The following is a 17,456-nucleotide window of genomic DNA, read 5'->3' as shown; positions in this document are numbered from 1 at the left end:
CCTCTGATGAATGCTCACTGGCCCACGCTGATCGCCTGCTCAGCCATCCTCGCAGGATGTGCAGGCATGCAGAACCCGCAAAGAGCCAACCTGGCCCACTGCTCCAATCAGCTCAAGGCATCCAAAGCCGCCGATTACTCCCTGGTGCTGCAGGAAGGCGATCTGTGCCTGCAGAAGAACACCCTGCCTGCCAAGCTGGAACGGGTGATCCATCTGGTGCAGGCCGACGCCTACAGCCAGCTCAAGCGCTACCCCGAGGCCGTGGCCGCGCAGGAAAAGTCCATGCAGTTCGGTACACCTGAACCGCGGGCCTACCTGGACCTGAGCGCCATGTACCGCGACGCCGGCAACCCGCAAAAAGCCCTGGAACTGGTGCAACACAACCTCGACAACGGGTTGGGCGAAGCCGGCAAGGGCACTGGCTTCCACATGCCGACCTACTATCACCTGGGTTTGGCGCTAACCGACCTTGGGCAATACCGGGAAGCGGCAGAAGCCTTCAGTACCGGCCTGCAGCGCCAGCCGGACTATGCCTGGGCCTTCTATGCTCGCGGCGTTGCCTATGACCACCTGGGTAACAAGGAAGACGCCAAGGCCGATTTCACCCGGTTTTCGAAGATGGCCAACAAGAAGTTCGTGGGTGAAAAGCAACAGGCCAAGCTTGCCGAGTACAAGATCGTGATGCCGTAGAGGCGCAGCGGTTTTGACGGGGCGTGTGGGCCGGGCAGATGACGTCAACCCCGGCCAAGGGGGGATACCATGGATATCAACAGGCTATTGAAGAAGCGCCAATTGAATGTGCAGGAGCAAAATGCGCTCACTGCACATTTCATCACGTCTTCCGCCAAAGCCTGGCGCGAACAGGGTGTTCCCCCCTGCCTGGCCCAGTACGCAGAAAGCCAGGGCGTGTGCTGGTCAGGCAGCATTGTTCTGACTCTGGACGTAGACTTCCCCGGCATGGCACGACTGGCCGGGCGGCTGCTGACGCAGCATGAGCAATTCATCGACTTCGAACTCGATACCGACATCAGCACCACACGCTTTTAGCGGTGGAGCAGTGGGAGGATGTTTCTGCCGAGCAGGATCTCTCGCTGTCAAAGCGAGGTACAGGGAAAGGCTACGGTGCCATAGCGCTGGAGGTAAGGCGACGTCTGCTGGGGGTGTCGGCACCTTGAATGCGTATTGGTTGGCGATTGGGTTTTCAGCGCCCAAAGAAAAACCCCGCAGACGTTAATCTGCGGGGCTTTCGAATAGTGGAGGCCGAGGTCGGAATCGAACCGGCGTAGACGGATTTGCAATCCGGAGCATAACCACTTTGCTACTCGGCCTCAAAGTTCGGAGTCAGCTTTCGCTATCTCCTTGAAACCGCTAGGCTTTTTCAAGCTAGCTGCGTTTCGATGGACGCCATTATGTCGGCATTCGATGCACCTTGCAACCCCCTTCAAGAAAAAAATCTTCAAGGGGTTCAAGGTGTTAGCGCAACCGCCCGAGTTTGCTCCACAAACTCACCAAGGTGTTCTCCACCGCGCCGCTGGCAGCGACGCCAATGCGCTCCTGCAGGCTCTTGCGTTCGGCGTAGCGCAGGTGGAACAGGCTGGCGTCGCGGGCGCGGCGGCTCAGGTACTCGTCGCTGGTGCCCAGCTCGTCCACCAGTTGGCGGTTGAGTGCGGCTACACCCAGCCAGACTTCGCCGGTGGCCACCTCGTCGATATGCAACTGCGGGCGGTAACGGGCAACGAAGTCCTTGAACAGCTGGTGGGTGATGTCCAGGTCTTCCTGGAACTTCTCCCGGCCCTTTTCAGTGTTTTCGCCAAACACGGTCAGGGTGCGCTTGTACTCGCCGGCGGTGATCACCTCAAAGTCGATGTCGTGCTTTTTCAGCAGGCGGTTGACGTTGGGTATCTGCGCCACCACTCCGATGGAGCCAAGCACGGCAAACGGCGCGCTGACGATTTTCTCGCCGATGCAGGCCATCATGTAGCCGCCGCTGGCAGCGACCTTGTCGATGCAGATGGTCAGCGGGATGCCGGCTTCGCGGATGCGTGCCAGCTGCGAGGCAGCCAGGCCGTAACTGTGCACCATGCCACCGCCGCTTTCGAGGCGCAGTACCACTTCGTCGCGAGAGGTGGCAAGGGTGAGCAGTGCGGTGATTTCGTTACGCAGGCTTTCGGTGGCCGAGGCCTTGATGTCGCCATCGAAGTCGAGCACGAACACCCGGCCCTTGTCTTCGGGCTTTTTCTTCTTCTGCTTTTCTGCCTTTGCCTGCTGCTTGCGCAGGGCCTTGAGCTCGGCCTTGTCGAACAGGCCCGATTCCAGGCGCTCGCGCAGCTCTTTATAGAACTCGTTCAGCCGGGTGACCTGCAACTGCCCGCCCGGTTTGCGCCGGCGGTTGCCGCGAAGGCCGGCGATGGCCGACAGCACCACCAGGATGGCGATCACCAAAGTGGCGGTTTTGGCGAGAAAGCTTGCGTATTCGGCAAGAAACTCCACATTGACTCCTTGATAGACCAGCGCCCCTCGGGCGCGAAACGTAGCCAAGCATACCGATGCGCAAACCCCTCTGCCAGCCAGGGAAAACGCCGGCAACACAGTTCAAACAAGCTTTTCAAACGCTTGTATGTTTTTCGTTGACAGCCTGCCTGGGGCATCCTACCCTCGCAGCAACTCCAACCGGGCCGGACCTTACCGTGGGCAACCTCTACCTGATCCGACATGGCCAAGCCTCCTTCGGTACCGACAACTACGACGTGCTGTCGCCCGTAGGCGAACGCCAGAGCGTGGCACTGGGTGAACACCTGGCCCGGCTCGGCCTGCGTTTCGACCGTTGCCTGGCCGGCACCCTGCGCCGCCAGCAGGATACTGCCCGCCTGGCGCTGCACGCCATGAACGAGCAAGGCGTCGACGTACCTGCCATAGAGACCGACCCTGCATTCAACGAGTTTGACGCTGACGGTGTGATCCGTGCCCTGCTGCCTGGCCTGCTGCCGGACGAGCCCGAAGCCCTGCATATATTGCGCAACGGTGCCCAGCACCGCAGCGAGTTCCAGCGCCTGTTTGCGCTGATGGTGCAGCGCTGGCACGCAGGCGAGCATGCCGACGACGCCCACCTGGAAACCTGGCAGGCCTTCACCGGCCGGGTTGGCGCCGGCCTGCAACGCTTGCTGGCAAGTGCCGCCAGCGGCGACGACATCGCCCTGTTCACCTCCGGTGGCACCATCGCCGCCCTGCTCCACCTCACCACCGCAATCACGCCGGCCCAGGCCTTCGCCCTGAACTGGCAGATCATCAACACGTCGCTCAGCCACTTGAAGTTCCGTGGCCGCGACGTGGCCCTGGCTTCCTTCAACAGCCAAGCCCATGTGCAACTGTTGAGGGCGCCGGAGCTCATCACCTACCGATGAGCCCGGCCTGTTTGTCCCTGTGGGACGCGAATATCACTCTATAAGGAATGCGCCATGACCTCCGTAGCTGATGCCGTGAAGAAGATGCAAGAGAAGTTCAACCCAGCCGCTGCCGAAGGCCTGGACCTGGTGTTCGGCTTCAACATCACCGACGAAGGCAAGCAGTACGCGCTGATCGTCAAGGACGGCACCTGCGACCTGCAGGAAGGCGAGAACCCAGACGCCAACTGCACCCTGGTAATGGACAGCGAAACCCTCAAGGGCATCGTCAGCGGCGAGACCGACGGCATGCAGGCCTTCATGGGCGGCAAACTGCGCGTCGAAGGGGACATGATGCTGTCGATGAAACTCAGCGAACTGTTCCCGTCCTGATCGGCGCTGCTGATTGCGATGCGAAAAACCGAAGCCTTGAGTGCTTCGGTTTTTTTTGGCCGATGAAATGTGCCGGGGCATCAGGCCCTATCGCCGGCAACCGGCTCCTACACAGTGTGGCTCACGCCTGCCATCAAGGCCGTTGATCCACTGGCAACACGCCGGCCAATAAGCCATTGGCACGCTTGTACCAGCAACAGCAGGAAATTAGATTAGCCAATAGTCCTTGCTACAGATCATAAGGAAATCGCATGACGCTCACCGACCAATCCACCCAGGTACGCCCCGGCGAAGAACTCGATGCCGGCGTCATCGACCCTTATCTTAAAAGCCACATCCCAGGCCTTGCCGGCACGGCCACCATCAGCCAGTTTCCGGGCGGTGCGTCGAACCTCACCTACCTGGTGGCCTACCCGGACCGCGAGTTCGTGCTGCGCCGCCCACCGTTCGGGCAAAAAGCCAAGTCGGCCCACGACATGGGCCGCGAGTTTCGTATCCTCAACCAGCTCAACGCAGGCTTCCCCTACTGCCCCAAGGCCTATGCCCACTGCACTGACGAAAGCCTGATCGGCAGCGAGTTCTACGTGATGGAACGGGTCAAGGGCATCATCCTGCGCTCGGACATCCCCGCCGAACTGGGCCTCGACGCCCAGCGCACCGGGGCGCTGTGCAAGAGCTTCATCGAACGCATGGTCGAGTTGCACCAGGTAGACTACAACGCCTGCGGCCTGGCCGACCTGGGCAAGCCCGAAGGCTACGTGCAACGGCAGGTCGAAGGCTGGGCCACGCGCTATGAAAAAGCCCTGACCCCGGATGCACCGCGCTGGGAGCAAGTGATCGCCTGGCTGCGCGAAAAGATGCCCGCCGACCACCCGCACCCCGGCATCGTGCACAACGACTACCGCTTCGACAACGTCATCCTCGACAGCGCCAACCCCATGCGCATCATCGGCGTGCTGGACTGGGAGATGGCGACCATCGGCGACCCGCTGATGGACCTGGGCAACAGCCTGGCCTACTGGATCGAGGCCGGCGACCCGGCCCCGGTGCAGCTGATGCGCCGCCAGCCCAGCAACGCCCCCGGCATGCTCACCCGCCAGCAGTTCGTCGCGCATTACGCCGAATGCGCGGGCATTCGCATCGACAATTTCGACTTCTACTACTGCTACGGCCTGTTCCGCCTGGCCGGCATCGTCCAGCAGATCTACTACCGCTTCTTCCACGGCCAAACCCAGGATAAACGCTTCGCCCAGTTCATCCACATGAACCGCCTGCTGGAGCAGATGAGCCTGCAACTGATCGGCAAGTCCGCCCTGTAACCCTGGCAACGCCCACAACAAGGAAAACCGGCATGTCCAAGACCCACCTGTTCGACCTCGACGGCAAAGTCGCCTTCGTTTCCGGCGCCAGCCGCGGCATCGGCGAGGCCATCGCCCACCTGCTGGCCCAGCAAGGTGCCCATGTGATCGTCTCCAGCCGCAAGCTCGAAGGCTGCCAGCAAGTGGCCGAGGCCATCATCGCCGCGGGCGGCAAGGCCACCCCGGTGGCCTGCCACATCGGCGAGATGGAGCAGATCCAGCAGGTGTTCGCTGGCATCCGCGAGCAGTTCGGCCGCCTCGACATCCTGGTCAACAACGCCGCCACCAACCCGCAGTTCTGCAACGTGCTGGACACCGACCCAGGCGCCTTCCAGAAGACCGTGGACGTGAATATCCGCGGCTACTTCTTCATGTCGGTGGAGGCCGGCAAGCTGATGCGCGAGCACGGCGGCGGCAGCATCATCAACGTGGCCTCGATCAATGGCGTCTCCCCCGGGCTATTCCAGGGCATCTATTCGGTGACCAAGGCAGCAGTCATCAACATGACCAAAGTGTTCGCCAAGGAGTGCGCGCAGTTCGGCATTCGCTGCAACGCCCTGCTGCCGGGCCTGACCGACACCAAGTTCGCCTCGGCGCTGGTGAAGAACGACGCCATCCTCAACGCCGCGCTGCAGCAGATTCCGCTCAAGCGCGTGGCCGCCCCCGAAGAGATGGCCGGCGCCGTGCTGTACCTGGCCAGCGATGCGTCCAGCTACACCACCGGCACTGCGCTCAATGTGGACGGCGGCTTTCTGTCCTGAGCCTCAGCCCTTGAACGCCTGCAGCGTGTAACTGAGCGGCAGGCGCCACTCACCGTCGGCGCCTTTGTATTGTGTGGCCTGTGACGGCCTCATCGCGGGGCAAGCCCGCGCCCACATGAATCGCATTAGCCTCAATGCCTACGCTGTACCTGTAGGAGCCGGCTCGCCGGCGATGAGGCCGGGACAGACAACCGAGACCGTTGCTCCCACAGTGTTACAAGCAGGTCGCCGCAGCCGCTCGGCGGCGCAGGGCGGTCATGTCGTCCTTCTGCGCGTAGTAGTCGACCCGCGTGCCGCCAGCCTGGGCGTACACATCCACGAACGACTCGGCTTCGCGGGTATACACGGTAAACCCACCCGCCTTGCGCGCCTCCAGGTAGCCACTGGCATCCACGCCAAAGGCCCTCTCTTCCTGCCAGCTGAACTGGATGCACTGGGCGACCACATCCGGGGTCTTGTGCGAGTCCAGGCGCGCGGTGGGCTCGCCGTTGCGGGCCGCCTCCATGGTCGATGACGCACAGCCCACCAACAGCAGTGCCACGGTCATCGGCAGAATCGCTCGCATGTTCCATCCTCGGGGTAAAAAAGAAAGCGACTCTAGCACCACGGCGTAACAGAGTGAATTGTCAGGCCCGGGCCGCTGTCGCAGAACAGGACAGCCTTGAAAACCAAAGGAGCCACCATGAACCTTCGTCCCCTGCTCTGTGCCCTGTTGCTCACCAGCGCCCTGCCCATGGCGGCAACCGCTGCCCCGTCCGCCGAAGAAAGCATTCAAGCCCCGGAAACCCACAACCGCGAACTCAAGGTCGGCGACAAGGCGCCCGACCAGTACAAGCGCGATGACCAAGCCGTGCGCGACTGGCAGGCCAAGGGCTTGCCGGCACCCGAAAAAGAAAGCCACTGGGTGCGCATGGGCGAGCACTACGTGCTGGTGCAGACCACCAATGGCGTAGTGTTGGCCATCCACCCCGCCAGCTGAAACTCGCGCCACGCCGCCCATCGCCTGGGCGGCGAAACCAGGCCCTGTGAAGAACCACATCGAACCCGCCTGGTCTGATGAAGTGTCCGGTAATCCCTTACCGTTCAAGGACCCAATCATGATCAAGCGCGTGTTTTGCGTTTCGCTGGTCGCTGCCCTGCTGAGCCTGGGTGGCTGTGTCTACTACCCCTATCACCACGACCATGGCTGGCACGGCTGGGGCCACCCTTACTACCACCACGGCTACTACCGGCGCTGAGGCGCCATCGCGGGGCAAACCCGCTCCCACGCCCCCTGCCCAATACCCACTATTCACCTGGCCGAGGCTTTTTGCGGTGCAAAAATTTTGCGCCGCAAAGAACCAAATCGAACCGGCCTGGTCTCAGGATGTGCCCGGTAAACCCTTGCTGATCAAGGACCTATCTCATGCTTTCGCGTATTGCCAGCCTGTCGCTGGTCGCTACCCTGCTGTCGCTCGGCGGCTGTTACCACCACCATTATCACGACGATGACCGTGGCTGGCGCGACGGCGATCACCGCCATCACCAGCGCTACGACCGCGACCGTGACGATGACAACCGCCAGTACCGTGACCGCTATCACCGCTGAAGCGTCTTTCCAATCCCTGACTGGCCGCCGCTAACGCGGCAGCTTCCCTATTGATTGCTCTGAGGTTCACAACATGCGTCTGACTCTGCCCTCCCTCGCCCTTGGCCTGCTGCTGTGCCAGGGTGCCTTCGCCGGTGACGGCACCGCAGCGATCGGCGGCGGCCTGGGCGGCGCCCTGGGCAACGTGGTCGGCAAACAGCTCGGCGGCAGCACTGGCGGCGTGATCGGCGCAGGCCTGGGTGGCGCGGCCGGCAGCGCCGTCGGCGCGCGCAAGGGCAACCGCGCCGAGGCGGCCATTGGCGGCGGCCTGGGTTCGGCGGGCGGCTCCTACCTCGGCGGCAAGATGGGCGGCTCCACCGGCTCGACCATCGGCGCGGGCCTGGGCGGCGCAGCCGGTGGTGCGCTGGGCAACCACATGGGTGACAACGACGGCAGCAAGCACAAGAAACGCCGCCACCGCCACTGATCGCGCACCCTCCTGATCGCGGGGCAAGCCCGCTCCCACATACCTTGTGAGAGCGGGCTTGCCCCGCGATCGTTTTGCGCCCGACAAAAACATTGCAGCACATCAACGACGCCTGCCGCCCGAGCTGCCACACTGGTGCCACTGCCTGACCGTGCCCCGTGTGAAGGAACACCCCTCCCCATGAACCATGAGTTGCTCTGGGTCCTTGGCCTGCTGGCCGCCGTCATCACCTTGTTCATCATCAACCGCCCGCGCATGGACGTAGTCGCCCTGCTGGTGATCGTCACCCTGCCGCTGTCCGGCATCCTCACCGTGGAGCAGGCCCTGGCCGGCTTCAGCGACCCCAACGTGGTGCTGATCGCCGCCCTGTTCGTGATCGGCGAAGGCCTGGTGCGCACCGGCATTGCCCTGCGCATCGGTGAGTGGATGAGCGAACGCGCCGGCAACAGTGAAGCGCGCCTGCTAGTGCTGCTGATGGTTGCGGTGGCAGGGCTGGGCTCGGTGATGAGCTCCACCGGCGTGGTGGCGATATTCATCCCGGTGGTGCTGAGCATCGCCGCACGCCTGAACATCTCGCCCAGCCGGCTGATGATGCCGCTGAGCTTCGCCGGCCTGATCAGCGGCATGCTCAGCCTGGTGGCCACCCCGCCCAACGTGGTGGTGCACAGCGAACTGGTGCGCCACGGCCACACAGGTTTCAGCTTTTTCAGCTTCACCCCGTTCGGCCTGGTGGTGCTGGTGCTGGGCATCGGCTACATGCTGCTGACCCGCCACTGGCTCAACGGCGAGGTGCGCAAGGATGGCCGCGGGGAAACCCGGCGCACCCTGCTGGACCTGGTGCTGGACTACAAGCTAAACGGCCGCGAACGGCGCCTGCGCATCCGCCCGGGTTCGCCGCTGATCGGCCACACCCTCGGCGAGCTTGAGTTGCGCACCCGGCATGGCGCCAACGTGATCGGCATCGAGCGCCAGCACAAGTTCACCACCCGGGTGATCACCGCCGATTCCGCCACCCTGCTGCAACAGGGCGATGTATTGCTGCTTGACCTGTTCGCCAACCGCGACGATTTGCGCAGCCTGTGCCAGACCATGCAACTGGAGCCGCTGCACTTCAAGGCCGCCTACTTCATCGACCAGTCGCAGGAGCTGGGCATGGCCGAAGTGTCGCTGCCGCCGGGCTCGCAGCTGATCGGCAAGAGCATCCTGGAGCTAGCCTTCCGCTCTCGCTACGACCTCAACGTGGTAGGCCTGCGCCGCGACCAGCTGGCCATCGAAGAGCAACTGGTGGAAGAAAAGCTGCGCCTGGGCGACACCCTGCTGGTGGTAGGCCCGTGGAAGGCCGTGCGCCAGCTGCAAACCAAGCCCCGCGACTTCCTGGTGCTGAGCCTGCCGGCCGAGATCGACCAGGTGGCCCCGGCGCGCACCAAAGCGCCATTGGCCCTGCTGAGCCTGGCGGTGATGGTGGGGCTGATGGTCAGCGGCCTGGTGCCGAATGTGATCGCTGCGCTGGTCGGCTGCCTGCTGATGGGCGCCGGGCGCTGCATCGACATGAACAGCGCCTACCGCGCCATCCACTGGCAGAGCCTGGTGCTGATCGTGGGCATGCTGCCGTTCGCCCTGGCGCTGCAGAAGACCGGCGGCATCGACCTTGCGGTCGGCGCGCTGGTCGGTGTGCTGGGCGGCGCCGGGCCGGCGGCAATGCTGGCCTGCCTGTTCGCCCTGACGGCGGTGATCGGGTTGTTCATCTCCAACACCGCCACCGCCGTGCTGATGGCGCCGGTGGCAATCAGTACCGCGCAGCAGTTGGGGATGTCACCCTACCCGTTCGCCATGACCGTGGCCCTGGCAGCCTCGGCGGCGTTCATGACCCCGGTGTCCTCGCCGGTCAACACCCTGGTGCTGGGGCCGGGGCAGTACCGTTTCGGCGACTTCGTCAAGGTCGGCGTACCCTTTACCCTGCTGGTGATGCTGGTGACCGTGGTGATGGTGCCTTGGGTGTTCGGACTGTAGGAGCCGGCTTGCCGGCGATAGGGCCTGACCTGCCTTGTGCTGCCCGTACTGGCCTCATCGCCGGCAAGCCGGCTCCTACAGGGACCGCGCCTGGTCTGGGTTGCGGGTGTTCAGGCGAATTGACATCAATCGCCGACTTGCAACACACTTCCAGACCATCGTCCCAGGTGCCTGTAGTCGTTTTCCTGGATTTCATCCTCGCCTGCCGGTCGAATCCATGGTGTTTCCAGCCTCGTCACGCCTGTTGCCTGTTGCGGCCCTGTTCGGCCTGACCCTCGCCCTGACCCTGGCCGGCATCCTCGCCCGGCCGATCGAATCCCTCTCGCTGTTCTGGCCAGTCAATGCCGTGCTGGCCGGCGTGCTGCTGCGCAACCCGCGCCTGGCCACTGCGCCTGGTTTCATGCTGGTGTACCTGGGCATGGTAGTGGCGGACCTTGCCACCGGCAGCGCCTGGCCACCGGCCTTGTGGTTCAACCTGTGCAACCTGGGCGCCATCGTCACCATCTGGTACCTGATGGCGCGCCTGCCGCGCATCCACCGGCGCCTGCGCACGCCCCACGGCACCCTGACCCTGTTCGGCGCCTGCGCAGCCGGAGGCATGGTCGCCGCCACCCTGGCTTGCGTTATGGCAGCGCCATGGTTCGAGCAGTCGCTGCGCGCCACCTGGCTGGCCTGGTTCAGCGAGCAGTTCTCCACCAGCGTGCTGGTGCTGCCGCTACTGCTGACCGCACCCTCGCCCCGCGCCTTCAGCCGCAACACCAGCCAGCCAGTGCGCCTGGCGCCGCTGCTGGTATTGCTGGCCTCGCTGGGGCTGAGCATCGCGTTTGGCGGGCCGGGCGCCATCGCCTTCCCCATCGCCGCGCTGCTGTGGTGCGCGCTGAGCTATTCGCCGTTTCTGGTTTCTCTGCTGACCCTGACCGCCGGCAGCACGCTGATCGTGGCCGTGGCGCAAAACCTCATGCACTTCAGCGTGCCGCAAAGCGAACCGGGGGTGACCACCCTGATGTCGGCGCGCCTGGGCATCGCCATGCTGGTGCTCGGGCCGCTGGTGGTGGCTTGCGTCAGCCATGCCAACCGCAGCCTGATGGCGCGCCTGGCCCACCAGGCGACCGTCGACCACCTCACCGGCGCCCTCACCCGCAGCGCCTTCACCCGCCGCGCCAACGCCTTGCTCGATACCCGTCAGCAACAGCCGCTGACCCTGATGATGCTGGACATCGACCACTTCAAGCTGATCAACGACCAGCATGGCCATGCCGTGGGCGACCAGGTGCTGCGCCAGTTCGCCCTGACCGTGCAGGAGCAGTTGCACGAAGGCGAACTGTTCGCCCGCCTGGGCGGTGAAGAATTCGCCATTGTCGTGCCCGGCCTTGCCCCGGAACTTGCCCGGTTCACCGCCGAACGCCTGCGCCGCGCGGTGCAGGACCTGCCCTTCAGCGAGGCCGGCGTGCAGGTGCAGATTACCGTGAGCATCGGCCTGGCCGGCTGCGCCTTCGACGCCGCCGCCCCCAGCCTCGATGTGCTGCTGGCCGAGGCCGACCAGGCGCTGTACCGCGCCAAGGCCCAGGGCCGCAACCGCATCGAGCAGGCCGAGCCTTACCGTCAGCGGGTCTGATCAGGCCACCAGCAAGTCCCAGCTGAGCTTGGCGATCAGCACGCACAGCAGCACCAGGAACAACCCGCGCACGAACCCCGCTCCCTTGCGCACCGCAAGCCAGGTGCCGGTCAACGCCCCGAGGATGTTGAACACCGCCATCGGCAGGGCGATGGCCCACAGCACGTTGCCCGACGGGATGAAAAACACCAGTGCCGCCAGGTTGGTGGCAATGTTGACCAGCTTGGCCGAAGCCGAGGCATGCAGGAAGTCCAGGGCGAAGAAGCGGATAAACAGAAAGATCAAAAAGCTGCCGGTGCCCGGCCCGAACAGGCCGTCATAAAAACCGATGGCGCCGCCGATCAGCACCGCCAGGCACTGCTCGCGCCGGCCAATGACGGTGGGCTTGTGCAAGGTGCCGAAGTCCTTCTTGCAGAAGGTGTACACCGCCATCAGCACGATCATCGCCAGCACCATGGGGCGCATCACGCTGGCCGGCACCAGCGACACCGTGGCCGCGCCGAAGAACGACATGACGAAGGCGCTGAGCGCCGCTGGCACGATCAACCCCCAATCCAGCTTGACCTTGCGGATGAACGAGCGCGCCGCAAAGCTTGTGCCGCACACCGAAGCCAACTTGTTGCTGCCCAGCAATGCTGCCGGCTGCGCCGTGGGCAGCACGTTGAACAGCGCCGGGATCTGGATCAGCCCGCCGCCGCCAACAGCGGCGTCTATCAGGCCGGCGGCAAAAGCGAACAGCGAAAGCAGGGCGATATCCATCATGGTCGGGTCCGGGCAGCGGTGAACAGGCGGCCAGACTAATCAAAGCGCGGCATTTATGTTGAAATGCCACATTGCAAAAACTGCAATAAGGAACCGCCATGGCCCTGGACATGTTGCGCGAGATACAAGCCTTCGTCAGCGTTGCGCACAAGCGCAGCTTCGTCACCGCCGCCCGCGCCCTGGGCCGCTCGCCCAGCGCCGTGACCCGCGCAGTACAGGCGCTGGAAGATAACAGCGGAGCCAGGCTGTTCAACCGCAACGCCAACGCCGTGACGCTGACCGAAGCCGGCGAGCGGCTGTTGCCCCACGCCGAACGCTTGCTGGATGTGCAACGCGATGCCGCCGACGAGCTGGCGGCCCTGACCGGCAACGCCCAGGGCTGGATACGCCTGGCGGCCCCCGAGGTGCTGGCCAGCCGCGTGCTGCCGCAGGTACTGGCCGAATTCTCCCGGCGCCACCGGCAGATCACCCTGGATGTGCAATACAGCGATCAGGCCCTCGACCCGCTGCAAGGGCGTTTCGACTTCGTCATTCGCGGCGCTTTCGCCCAGTCAAGCGAGTTGATCGGCTACCCGCTGTGGGCCTATCGCCGACACCTGTACGCAAGCCCCGAATACCTGGCCCGCGAAGGTACGCCGCAAGGTATCGAGGCATTGCATGAACATGCGCTGATCCTGCACACCGCACCGCGCATCCTCAAGGCCTGGCACTTCTGCCGTGAAGGGCGCATCACCAGCCTGCGGCCACAGCCACGGCTGCGCCTGGGTTCGGGGGTGGCGGTGCTGCAAGGCACCCTGGCCGGCGCCGGTATCGCCCGCCTGGCCGACTGGCTGGCGGAGCCTGAGGTAAAGGCCGGGCGGTTGGTGCGGGTGTGCCCCGATTACCGCCTGACGTCGAGTACCGGGCAGGACCCGCAGATGCATGCGGTGTACCCCGCAGGGGATGTGCCCGCGCGGGTGCGCGAGCTGCTGCAGGCCCTGCGCGACGGCAGGCCGAGGGGGTGATGGCAGCCCTGGGCAAGGCTGCTCAATTTCTACTCAATCTGACAGAGAGCCTGTAAATACTGGCCTGTAGCGTTTTATCCACAGACCTACCCACGTTTTTTGTGGACAGTTTCTTCAAGGCTTGCAGGAATTTTTACAGGCGCAACAAGGCGGCGTTGGCCAGCCGGACCAACTCGACCCACTCGCTGGTGCTGATGACTCCGGAATGCTCGAGCTCTTCGGCACGTCGCAACGCCTGGTCGTAGTCTTCTTCCTGCAGGATGCCTTCTCCGAGAAAACGACTGCGCCACTCCAGCATCGCTGCAGTGCCTTTCTTGCATTCCATAGTGTTGATCGACTCCAAGGCAGGGGACGGCCCGCGTTTCCGGGCCCCGTTGATGGGGGCCGGAGATTACACGAGCACCTTGGGCTTGAGAATGACTTGCAGCTACCGCCTGCCCAGCGGTAGTGAAAGCAGGCCAGAGGCCAGTATGGCGGGGGATGGAGGCCAATTTGCAGGAAATGTCCAGCGCACGGCACGGCGAAGTGACCAAACGGTCACGCTGTGCCTGGCACCAGCTGCGTCGGTGTTCGCGGCTAAAGCCGCTCTCATAGAACAAACTACAACTCATTGATTTAACAAGTTTCCCGTGGGAAGCGGCCTTGTGTCGCGATGGGGCGCGAAGCGGCCCCAAGGTCTCAGCCTCATGCAAAATTGCCGGGGCTGCTGCGCAGCCCATCGCGACACAAGGCCGCTTCCCACAGGGGCCGCGGTACATCTGCGAGACTAGTTCTCTGCGCGACAGCGCAGCCTGCAGGGCTGGGTAATCTTCTATAGAGATCGCACAGCTTCGAATCTGCGCTGAACCTGTAGGAGCCGGCTTGCCGGTGATGAGGCCAGCACAGCCAGCACAAGACAGTTGCTCCTGCACCGGCCGCTAAAAATTTGCATTTCAGCCCGGCGGGATGGTCCCCAGCAAGCCGATCAGAATTGTCAGGAACAGAAAACCACCCAGAAACAGCGCAAGCTTGCCCATCGGAACCTCTACAGTGTGATGGCTGAACGGCGAAGGCTGGCCGCTAGCGGCGCAGCTTGCCCAGCACGCCGCTTCGCATGGCTGGGCCTGGCACCATTATCGGCGCCAGGCTGATACGGTTACAGATTCAGCTTCGAGCAAAAAAAGCATATCAGATGCCTGTCAGCCGCCCCGCTGCAAGGCAAAATCGCCTGAAGCCGCGTGAGCGGCTGGCCTTAGGGCAGCCATTCGAATCAAATGAGCCCCCAAGCACCCGGAGCCAATTCCCATGACCCAGTTCGCCGCCAACGCCGCCCTGCTGATCATCGACATGCAAGCCGGTATCAACCACCCGCGCCTCGGCCCGCGCAACAACCCCGAGGCCGAACTGCGCATGGGTGAACTGCTGGCCGCCTGGCGCCTGAGCAGCCGCCCGGTAGTGCATGTACGGCACATTTCGCGCGACCCGGGCTCGGTATTCTGGCCCGGCCAGGCCGGCTGCGAGTTCCAGCCGGCATTCACGCCGCTGGGCAGCGAAGCGGTGTTTGAAAAGCATGTGCCCGATGCGTTCTGCCAGTCGGGCCTGGAGCGCTGGCTGCATGTGCGGGGCATCGGCGAACTGGTGATTGTCGGGGTGATCACCAACAACTCGGTGGAATCGACTGCGCGCAGCGCTGGCAATCTTGGCTTCGACACGGTGGTGGTGGCCGACGCCTGCTACACCTTCGACCTGCAGGACCGCCAGGGGCGCATGTGGCCGGCCGAAGCGGTGCACAGCCTGGCGCTGAGCAACCTGGCCATGGACTACGCACGTGTTCTGGACAGCAACGAGGTGCTGGCCTCAGCCCACCAGGCGCAGCTTTGACTGCGGCAGCCAGCCCAGCTCGCCGTTGCGCAGGCGCCGGCACCACAGCCAGCCGTTCAACGGCCGCAGCCCTTCGACCTGCTGCCCAGGGTCGATATCCAGCTCGTGGGCGCAATAAGCTTCCCGCGCCCTGCCCTGGCCCACCCCAAGCCCTTCGATGACCTGCGCCGGCACCCAGCCGGGCGCCTGCCCGGGGCAACTGCACAGGTACCAGTCCTGCCAGTGCTCCTCGCCCTCGTAGCGATGGCCGATATCCAGCACGGTGCCCACGGCAAAGCTGATGGGATGCGGGTATTCACTGCGGTGCGATTCGATGACGACGTATTTCACAGGCCTCTCCCTGGCCGCAAAAAGCGCCGATGCTACCAGAGCCGTGGCCATTCACGCACATCGGGCCGCCAAGTAACAAAGTGTGTACGGAATGTGCGGTGATACACAGCAGTGCCAGATAACCGCTGCCAGGGCACACAGCCGATACAGCCATCTCCTTGAATAAGCGCCATAAACCCGCACCGATGGCTCCGCCAAGGAGATGCACCATGTTCGCCTGCACCCTGCTGCCGCTGGCTGCGATGGCCGCCGCCTCGCAAGCCAACGGCGCACCACATCCACCCGCCGAGGCCTATGCCAAGCGCTTTACCGGCAAGTACGACTACCGCCTGGTCAGCGGTAGCATTGGCCACAACCTGCCCCAGGAAGCACCCGGGGGCGTTCGTCAAGGCGGTGGTGGATGCCGATCCCCCTAGGGTATTTGCAACAGAAAATGTCTGAAGGATTCAAGCCTTCCTACATACGCCAAGCATCGCGTATCGGGCTGCAGCCTTTTGCTGATAGGGGCGGCAGCCTTGGTACAGACTGACTAGGCGACTGCTAAATCACCTCGACACGTAGGAATGGTCTGAAAATGACGTAGGACTTGGTGAGTATTTCGCCGAATATGTATGAATAATCAGTATTTACGTAGGGATTGAGCTGATAACTTGCCTGCTTTCCTACAACGGCACGGATGCCCACCAGTAAGAGACCGACATGGAACAGTTCCAGACCTCCGCCCTCGCCTTGCAAAAACACCTGCTCAACCTGCGCCAGCAACTGGCAACCCTGGATGCCCAGGGGCAACAGGACAAAGCCGATCAGCTGGCGACATTGATTACCCATATAGAACAAGCGCTCGCGGGGCTGCCGTTGGCGCTGGTGCCGCCTACGTTGCAGTGACCGGTACCGTGCCGGTTGCTGTGCGAGCAGCAGTTTTGTGCCGCCTGTACCGGCCTTATCGCCGACAAGCCGGCTTCTACAGGTACAGCGCAGCCCTGAGGGTTATGCGCCCCCTGTAGGAGCCGGCTTGCCGGCGATGAGGCTGGTGCAGGCCAGCCACCCTCAGCGCTTCACCCGCCGCTCATACGCTGCCAGCACAATCCGCTCCGACTGCACCAGATACCCCTCCAGCATTCGCGTCGCATCCTCCGAGCGCCCCTCCTCGACGCAACGCAAGATCGCCGCGTTCATGTCCAGGTAAGGCAGGTGCAAAAACTCAGGGTCGTTGAGCACGCCGAAGGCCAGGCGCAGCTCGGCCGAGATCTGCCCGTAGAACACCAGCAGCCGCGGGCTGTCGGCCAGCTCGACGATGGCGCGATGGAACAGCATGTTGGCGGTGCCCACCCCGACCCAATCCTTGGCCTCCCGGGCCTGCATGCCCGCGTCCACGGCCTGGCGCATGTTCAGCGTGCCCGGGTGCAGCGGGAAGCCCTGGGCAATGGCCTTGCACTCGATGAAACGGCGTACCCGATAGATGTCGATGATCGAGGCCATGTCCGGCTCGGCCACGGTAACGCCACGGTTGGGCTCGTGCTTGAGCAGCCCTTCGCGGGTCAGCACGCGGAAGGCTTCGCGCAGGGTGTTACGGGAAATCTGCAGCGTCTCGGCCAGGGCCGCCTCGGACAGGCGCTGCCCCGGTACCAGCTCCCCCTCCACCAGCATGCGGCGAATGTCCTGGGTGATGGACTCGCCCAAGGTACGCGGGGTGGAGGCTGCGGTGTCGTTCATGTGCGATCCAGAGTGAAGGTGACCGCGTGGATGTTCCCCGAGTGCCGTGTACTAGGCAAGCACCTGGGGCCCCGAGTGCTCCATCAGGTAGCACGGGTGAGTTGAAGTGTAACAATCTGGAGCATTATGCTCATTCATTAGCTATAGATTGTTCAACAATCCAAGCCCTATAAACCCTCACATTGCTCGATTTTTGTGAAACATGGCATAGCCCTT

General features: G+C 63.5%; 21 protein-coding genes, 1 tRNA gene and 1 pseudogene. 16 read left to right on the top strand and 7 right to left on the bottom strand.

Annotation, left to right across the window (positions count from 1 at the left end):
• Window positions 1-6 precede the first annotated feature (6 nt).
• Together KSS93_RS13880 and KSS93_RS13875 are read left to right on the top strand one after the other, a co-directional pair.
• Window positions 7-690, top strand: a complete 684-nt coding sequence (locus KSS93_RS13880) for a tetratricopeptide repeat protein (protein WP_217884594.1) — start codon at window positions 7-9, stop codon at window positions 688-690.
• Between the two features lie 69 nt (window positions 691-759).
• Entirely contained in the window at window positions 760-1,047 is a 288-nt protein-coding gene (locus tag KSS93_RS13875) for a hypothetical protein (protein ID WP_225917173.1), read from the top strand.
• Between the two features lie 207 nt (window positions 1,048-1,254).
• Here KSS93_RS13875 and KSS93_RS13870 read toward each other — a convergent pair.
• Window positions 1,255-1,328 (bottom strand) — tRNA-Cys (locus KSS93_RS13870).
• 145 nt (window positions 1,329-1,473) lie between these two features.
• Window positions 1,474-2,490: a protease SohB gene (sohB, locus tag KSS93_RS13865; protein WP_217884593.1), complete on the bottom strand. Its 1,017-nt coding sequence runs from the start codon at window positions 2,488-2,490 to the stop codon at window positions 1,474-1,476.
• A gap of 197 nt (window positions 2,491-2,687) precedes the next feature.
• Between sohB and KSS93_RS13860 the strand changes: the two genes are divergently transcribed.
• The 4 genes from KSS93_RS13860 to KSS93_RS13845 all read left to right on the top strand — a co-directional run bounded on the left by KSS93_RS13860 (window position 2,688) and on the right by KSS93_RS13845 (window position 5,892).
• Entirely contained in the window at window positions 2,688-3,401 is a 714-nt protein-coding gene (locus KSS93_RS13860; RefSeq protein WP_217884592.1) for a histidine phosphatase family protein, read from the top strand.
• A gap of 54 nt (window positions 3,402-3,455) precedes the next feature.
• Window positions 3,456-3,773: an SCP2 sterol-binding domain-containing protein gene (locus tag KSS93_RS13855; RefSeq protein ID WP_217884591.1), complete on the top strand. Its 318-nt coding sequence runs from the start codon at window positions 3,456-3,458 to the stop codon at window positions 3,771-3,773.
• A 251-nt stretch (window positions 3,774-4,024) separates the two neighbouring features.
• Window positions 4,025-5,092, top strand: a complete 1,068-nt coding sequence (locus tag KSS93_RS13850) for a phosphotransferase family protein (RefSeq protein WP_217884590.1) — start codon at window positions 4,025-4,027, stop codon at window positions 5,090-5,092.
• Between the two features lie 32 nt (window positions 5,093-5,124).
• On the top strand, window positions 5,125-5,892 hold the full coding sequence (locus tag KSS93_RS13845) for an SDR family oxidoreductase (protein ID WP_217884589.1): 768 nt from the start codon (window positions 5,125-5,127) through the stop codon (window positions 5,890-5,892).
• 214 nt (window positions 5,893-6,106) lie between these two features.
• Here KSS93_RS13845 and KSS93_RS13840 read toward each other — a convergent pair whose 3' ends face one another.
• Window positions 6,107-6,457, bottom strand: coding sequence for a hypothetical protein (locus tag KSS93_RS13840; protein WP_217884588.1), 351 nt, complete (start codon window positions 6,455-6,457; stop codon window positions 6,107-6,109).
• Window positions 6,458-6,574: 117 nt separating this feature from the next.
• Here KSS93_RS13840 and KSS93_RS13835 point away from each other — a divergent pair, with 117 nt between their 5' ends.
• From KSS93_RS13835 to KSS93_RS13810, 6 genes are all read left to right on the top strand, one after another.
• Entirely contained in the window at window positions 6,575-6,871 is a 297-nt protein-coding gene (locus tag KSS93_RS13835) for an RcnB family protein (RefSeq protein WP_217884587.1), read from the top strand.
• Window positions 6,872-6,989: 118 nt separating this feature from the next.
• The gene (locus KSS93_RS13830) at window positions 6,990-7,130 is read left to right on the top strand and encodes a hypothetical protein (RefSeq protein WP_217884586.1); all 141 of its coding nucleotides are present in this window, start codon (window positions 6,990-6,992) and stop codon (window positions 7,128-7,130) included.
• 167 nt (window positions 7,131-7,297) lie between these two features.
• Entirely contained in the window at window positions 7,298-7,480 is a 183-nt protein-coding gene (locus tag KSS93_RS13825; RefSeq protein WP_217884585.1) for a hypothetical protein, read from the top strand.
• A 73-nt stretch (window positions 7,481-7,553) separates the two neighbouring features.
• Entirely contained in the window at window positions 7,554-7,946 is a 393-nt protein-coding gene (locus KSS93_RS13820) for a glycine zipper domain-containing protein (protein WP_217843014.1), read from the top strand.
• A gap of 180 nt (window positions 7,947-8,126) precedes the next feature.
• Window positions 8,127-9,956, top strand: coding sequence for an SLC13 family permease (locus KSS93_RS13815; protein ID WP_217884584.1), 1,830 nt, complete (start codon window positions 8,127-8,129; stop codon window positions 9,954-9,956).
• Window positions 9,957-10,158: 202 nt separating this feature from the next.
• Window positions 10,159-11,571: a GGDEF domain-containing protein gene (locus tag KSS93_RS13810; protein WP_217888732.1), complete on the top strand. Its 1,413-nt coding sequence runs from the start codon at window positions 10,159-10,161 to the stop codon at window positions 11,569-11,571.
• On the opposite strand, the gene KSS93_RS13805 is transcribed toward KSS93_RS13810, so the two are convergent.
• Entirely contained in the window at window positions 11,572-12,333 is a 762-nt protein-coding gene (locus tag KSS93_RS13805; RefSeq protein ID WP_217884583.1) for a sulfite exporter TauE/SafE family protein, read from the bottom strand. It abuts the gene before it with no gap.
• Window positions 12,334-12,431: 98 nt separating this feature from the next.
• On the opposite strand from KSS93_RS13805, the gene KSS93_RS13800 reads away from it, so the two are divergent.
• A complete protein-coding gene (locus KSS93_RS13800; RefSeq protein ID WP_217884582.1) occupies window positions 12,432-13,337 on the top strand; it encodes a LysR family transcriptional regulator in 906 nt (301 codons plus the stop codon).
• Window positions 13,338-13,470: 133 nt separating this feature from the next.
• On the opposite strand, the gene KSS93_RS13795 is transcribed toward KSS93_RS13800, so the two are convergent.
• A complete protein-coding gene (locus tag KSS93_RS13795) occupies window positions 13,471-13,662 on the bottom strand; it encodes a hypothetical protein (protein ID WP_217843010.1) in 192 nt (63 codons plus the stop codon).
• 959 nt (window positions 13,663-14,621) lie between these two features.
• On the opposite strand from KSS93_RS13795, the gene KSS93_RS13790 reads away from it, so the two are divergent.
• Window positions 14,622-15,197 (top strand): cysteine hydrolase family protein, encoded by a 576-nt coding sequence (locus KSS93_RS13790; RefSeq protein WP_217884581.1) that lies wholly within the window; start codon window positions 14,622-14,624, stop codon window positions 15,195-15,197.
• On the opposite strand, the gene KSS93_RS13785 is transcribed toward KSS93_RS13790, so the two are convergent.
• Entirely contained in the window at window positions 15,174-15,527 is a 354-nt protein-coding gene (locus KSS93_RS13785; RefSeq protein ID WP_217884580.1) for an SH3 domain-containing protein, read from the bottom strand. The two genes, KSS93_RS13790 and KSS93_RS13785, sit on opposite strands and share 24 nt — an antisense overlap.
• A gap of 260 nt (window positions 15,528-15,787) precedes the next feature.
• Here KSS93_RS13785 and KSS93_RS13780 point away from each other — a divergent pair.
• A pseudogene (locus KSS93_RS13780) lies at window positions 15,788-15,968 on the top strand (hypothetical protein); the annotation flags it as partial.
• Between the two features lie 258 nt (window positions 15,969-16,226).
• Entirely contained in the window at window positions 16,227-16,412 is a 186-nt protein-coding gene (locus KSS93_RS13775; RefSeq protein ID WP_217843006.1) for a hypothetical protein, read from the top strand.
• Window positions 16,413-16,574: 162 nt separating this feature from the next.
• Here the strand turns inward: KSS93_RS13775 and KSS93_RS13770 are convergent, their stop codons facing one another.
• Window positions 16,575-17,240, bottom strand: a complete 666-nt coding sequence (locus tag KSS93_RS13770; RefSeq protein WP_217843005.1) for a GntR family transcriptional regulator — start codon at window positions 17,238-17,240, stop codon at window positions 16,575-16,577.
• Window positions 17,241-17,456: the final 216 nt, after the last annotated feature.

It is taken from the genome of Pseudomonas xanthosomatis (genome assembly GCF_019139835.1).
GTDB classification, from domain to species: Bacteria; Pseudomonadota; Gammaproteobacteria; order Pseudomonadales; family Pseudomonadaceae; genus Aquipseudomonas; species Aquipseudomonas fakonensis.
This window is presented reverse-complemented; position numbering and strand designations above follow the sequence as displayed.

What these genes read in the sequence shown, in the direction of transcription:
- KSS93_RS13880 (WP_217884594.1), top strand. Translation starts at nt 7, where the DNA reads ATGAATGCTCACTGGCCCACGCTGATCGCCTGCTCAGCCATCCTCGCA.
- KSS93_RS13875 (WP_225917173.1), top strand. Translation starts at nt 760, where the DNA reads ATGGATATCAACAGGCTATTGAAGAAGCGCCAATTGAATGTGCAGGAG.
- KSS93_RS13855 (WP_217884591.1), top strand. Translation starts at nt 3,456, where the DNA reads ATGACCTCCGTAGCTGATGCCGTGAAGAAGATGCAAGAGAAGTTCAAC.
- KSS93_RS13850 (WP_217884590.1), top strand. Translation starts at nt 4,025, where the DNA reads ATGACGCTCACCGACCAATCCACCCAGGTACGCCCCGGCGAAGAACTC.
- KSS93_RS13845 (WP_217884589.1), top strand. Translation starts at nt 5,125, where the DNA reads ATGTCCAAGACCCACCTGTTCGACCTCGACGGCAAAGTCGCCTTCGTT.
- KSS93_RS13840 (WP_217884588.1), bottom strand. Translation starts at nt 6,457, where the DNA reads ATGCGAGCGATTCTGCCGATGACCGTGGCACTGCTGTTGGTGGGCTGT.
- KSS93_RS13835 (WP_217884587.1), top strand. Translation starts at nt 6,575, where the DNA reads ATGAACCTTCGTCCCCTGCTCTGTGCCCTGTTGCTCACCAGCGCCCTG.
- KSS93_RS13830 (WP_217884586.1), top strand. Translation starts at nt 6,990, where the DNA reads ATGATCAAGCGCGTGTTTTGCGTTTCGCTGGTCGCTGCCCTGCTGAGC.
- KSS93_RS13825 (WP_217884585.1), top strand. Translation starts at nt 7,298, where the DNA reads ATGCTTTCGCGTATTGCCAGCCTGTCGCTGGTCGCTACCCTGCTGTCG.
- KSS93_RS13820 (WP_217843014.1), top strand. Translation starts at nt 7,554, where the DNA reads ATGCGTCTGACTCTGCCCTCCCTCGCCCTTGGCCTGCTGCTGTGCCAG.
- KSS93_RS13815 (WP_217884584.1), top strand. Translation starts at nt 8,127, where the DNA reads ATGAACCATGAGTTGCTCTGGGTCCTTGGCCTGCTGGCCGCCGTCATC.
- KSS93_RS13805 (WP_217884583.1), bottom strand. Translation starts at nt 12,333, where the DNA reads ATGATGGATATCGCCCTGCTTTCGCTGTTCGCTTTTGCCGCCGGCCTG.
- KSS93_RS13800 (WP_217884582.1), top strand. Translation starts at nt 12,432, where the DNA reads ATGGCCCTGGACATGTTGCGCGAGATACAAGCCTTCGTCAGCGTTGCG.
- KSS93_RS13795 (WP_217843010.1), bottom strand. Translation starts at nt 13,662, where the DNA reads ATGGAATGCAAGAAAGGCACTGCAGCGATGCTGGAGTGGCGCAGTCGT.
- KSS93_RS13790 (WP_217884581.1), top strand. Translation starts at nt 14,622, where the DNA reads ATGACCCAGTTCGCCGCCAACGCCGCCCTGCTGATCATCGACATGCAA.
- KSS93_RS13775 (WP_217843006.1), top strand. Translation starts at nt 16,227, where the DNA reads ATGGAACAGTTCCAGACCTCCGCCCTCGCCTTGCAAAAACACCTGCTC.
- KSS93_RS13770 (WP_217843005.1), bottom strand. Translation starts at nt 17,240, where the DNA reads ATGAACGACACCGCAGCCTCCACCCCGCGTACCTTGGGCGAGTCCATC.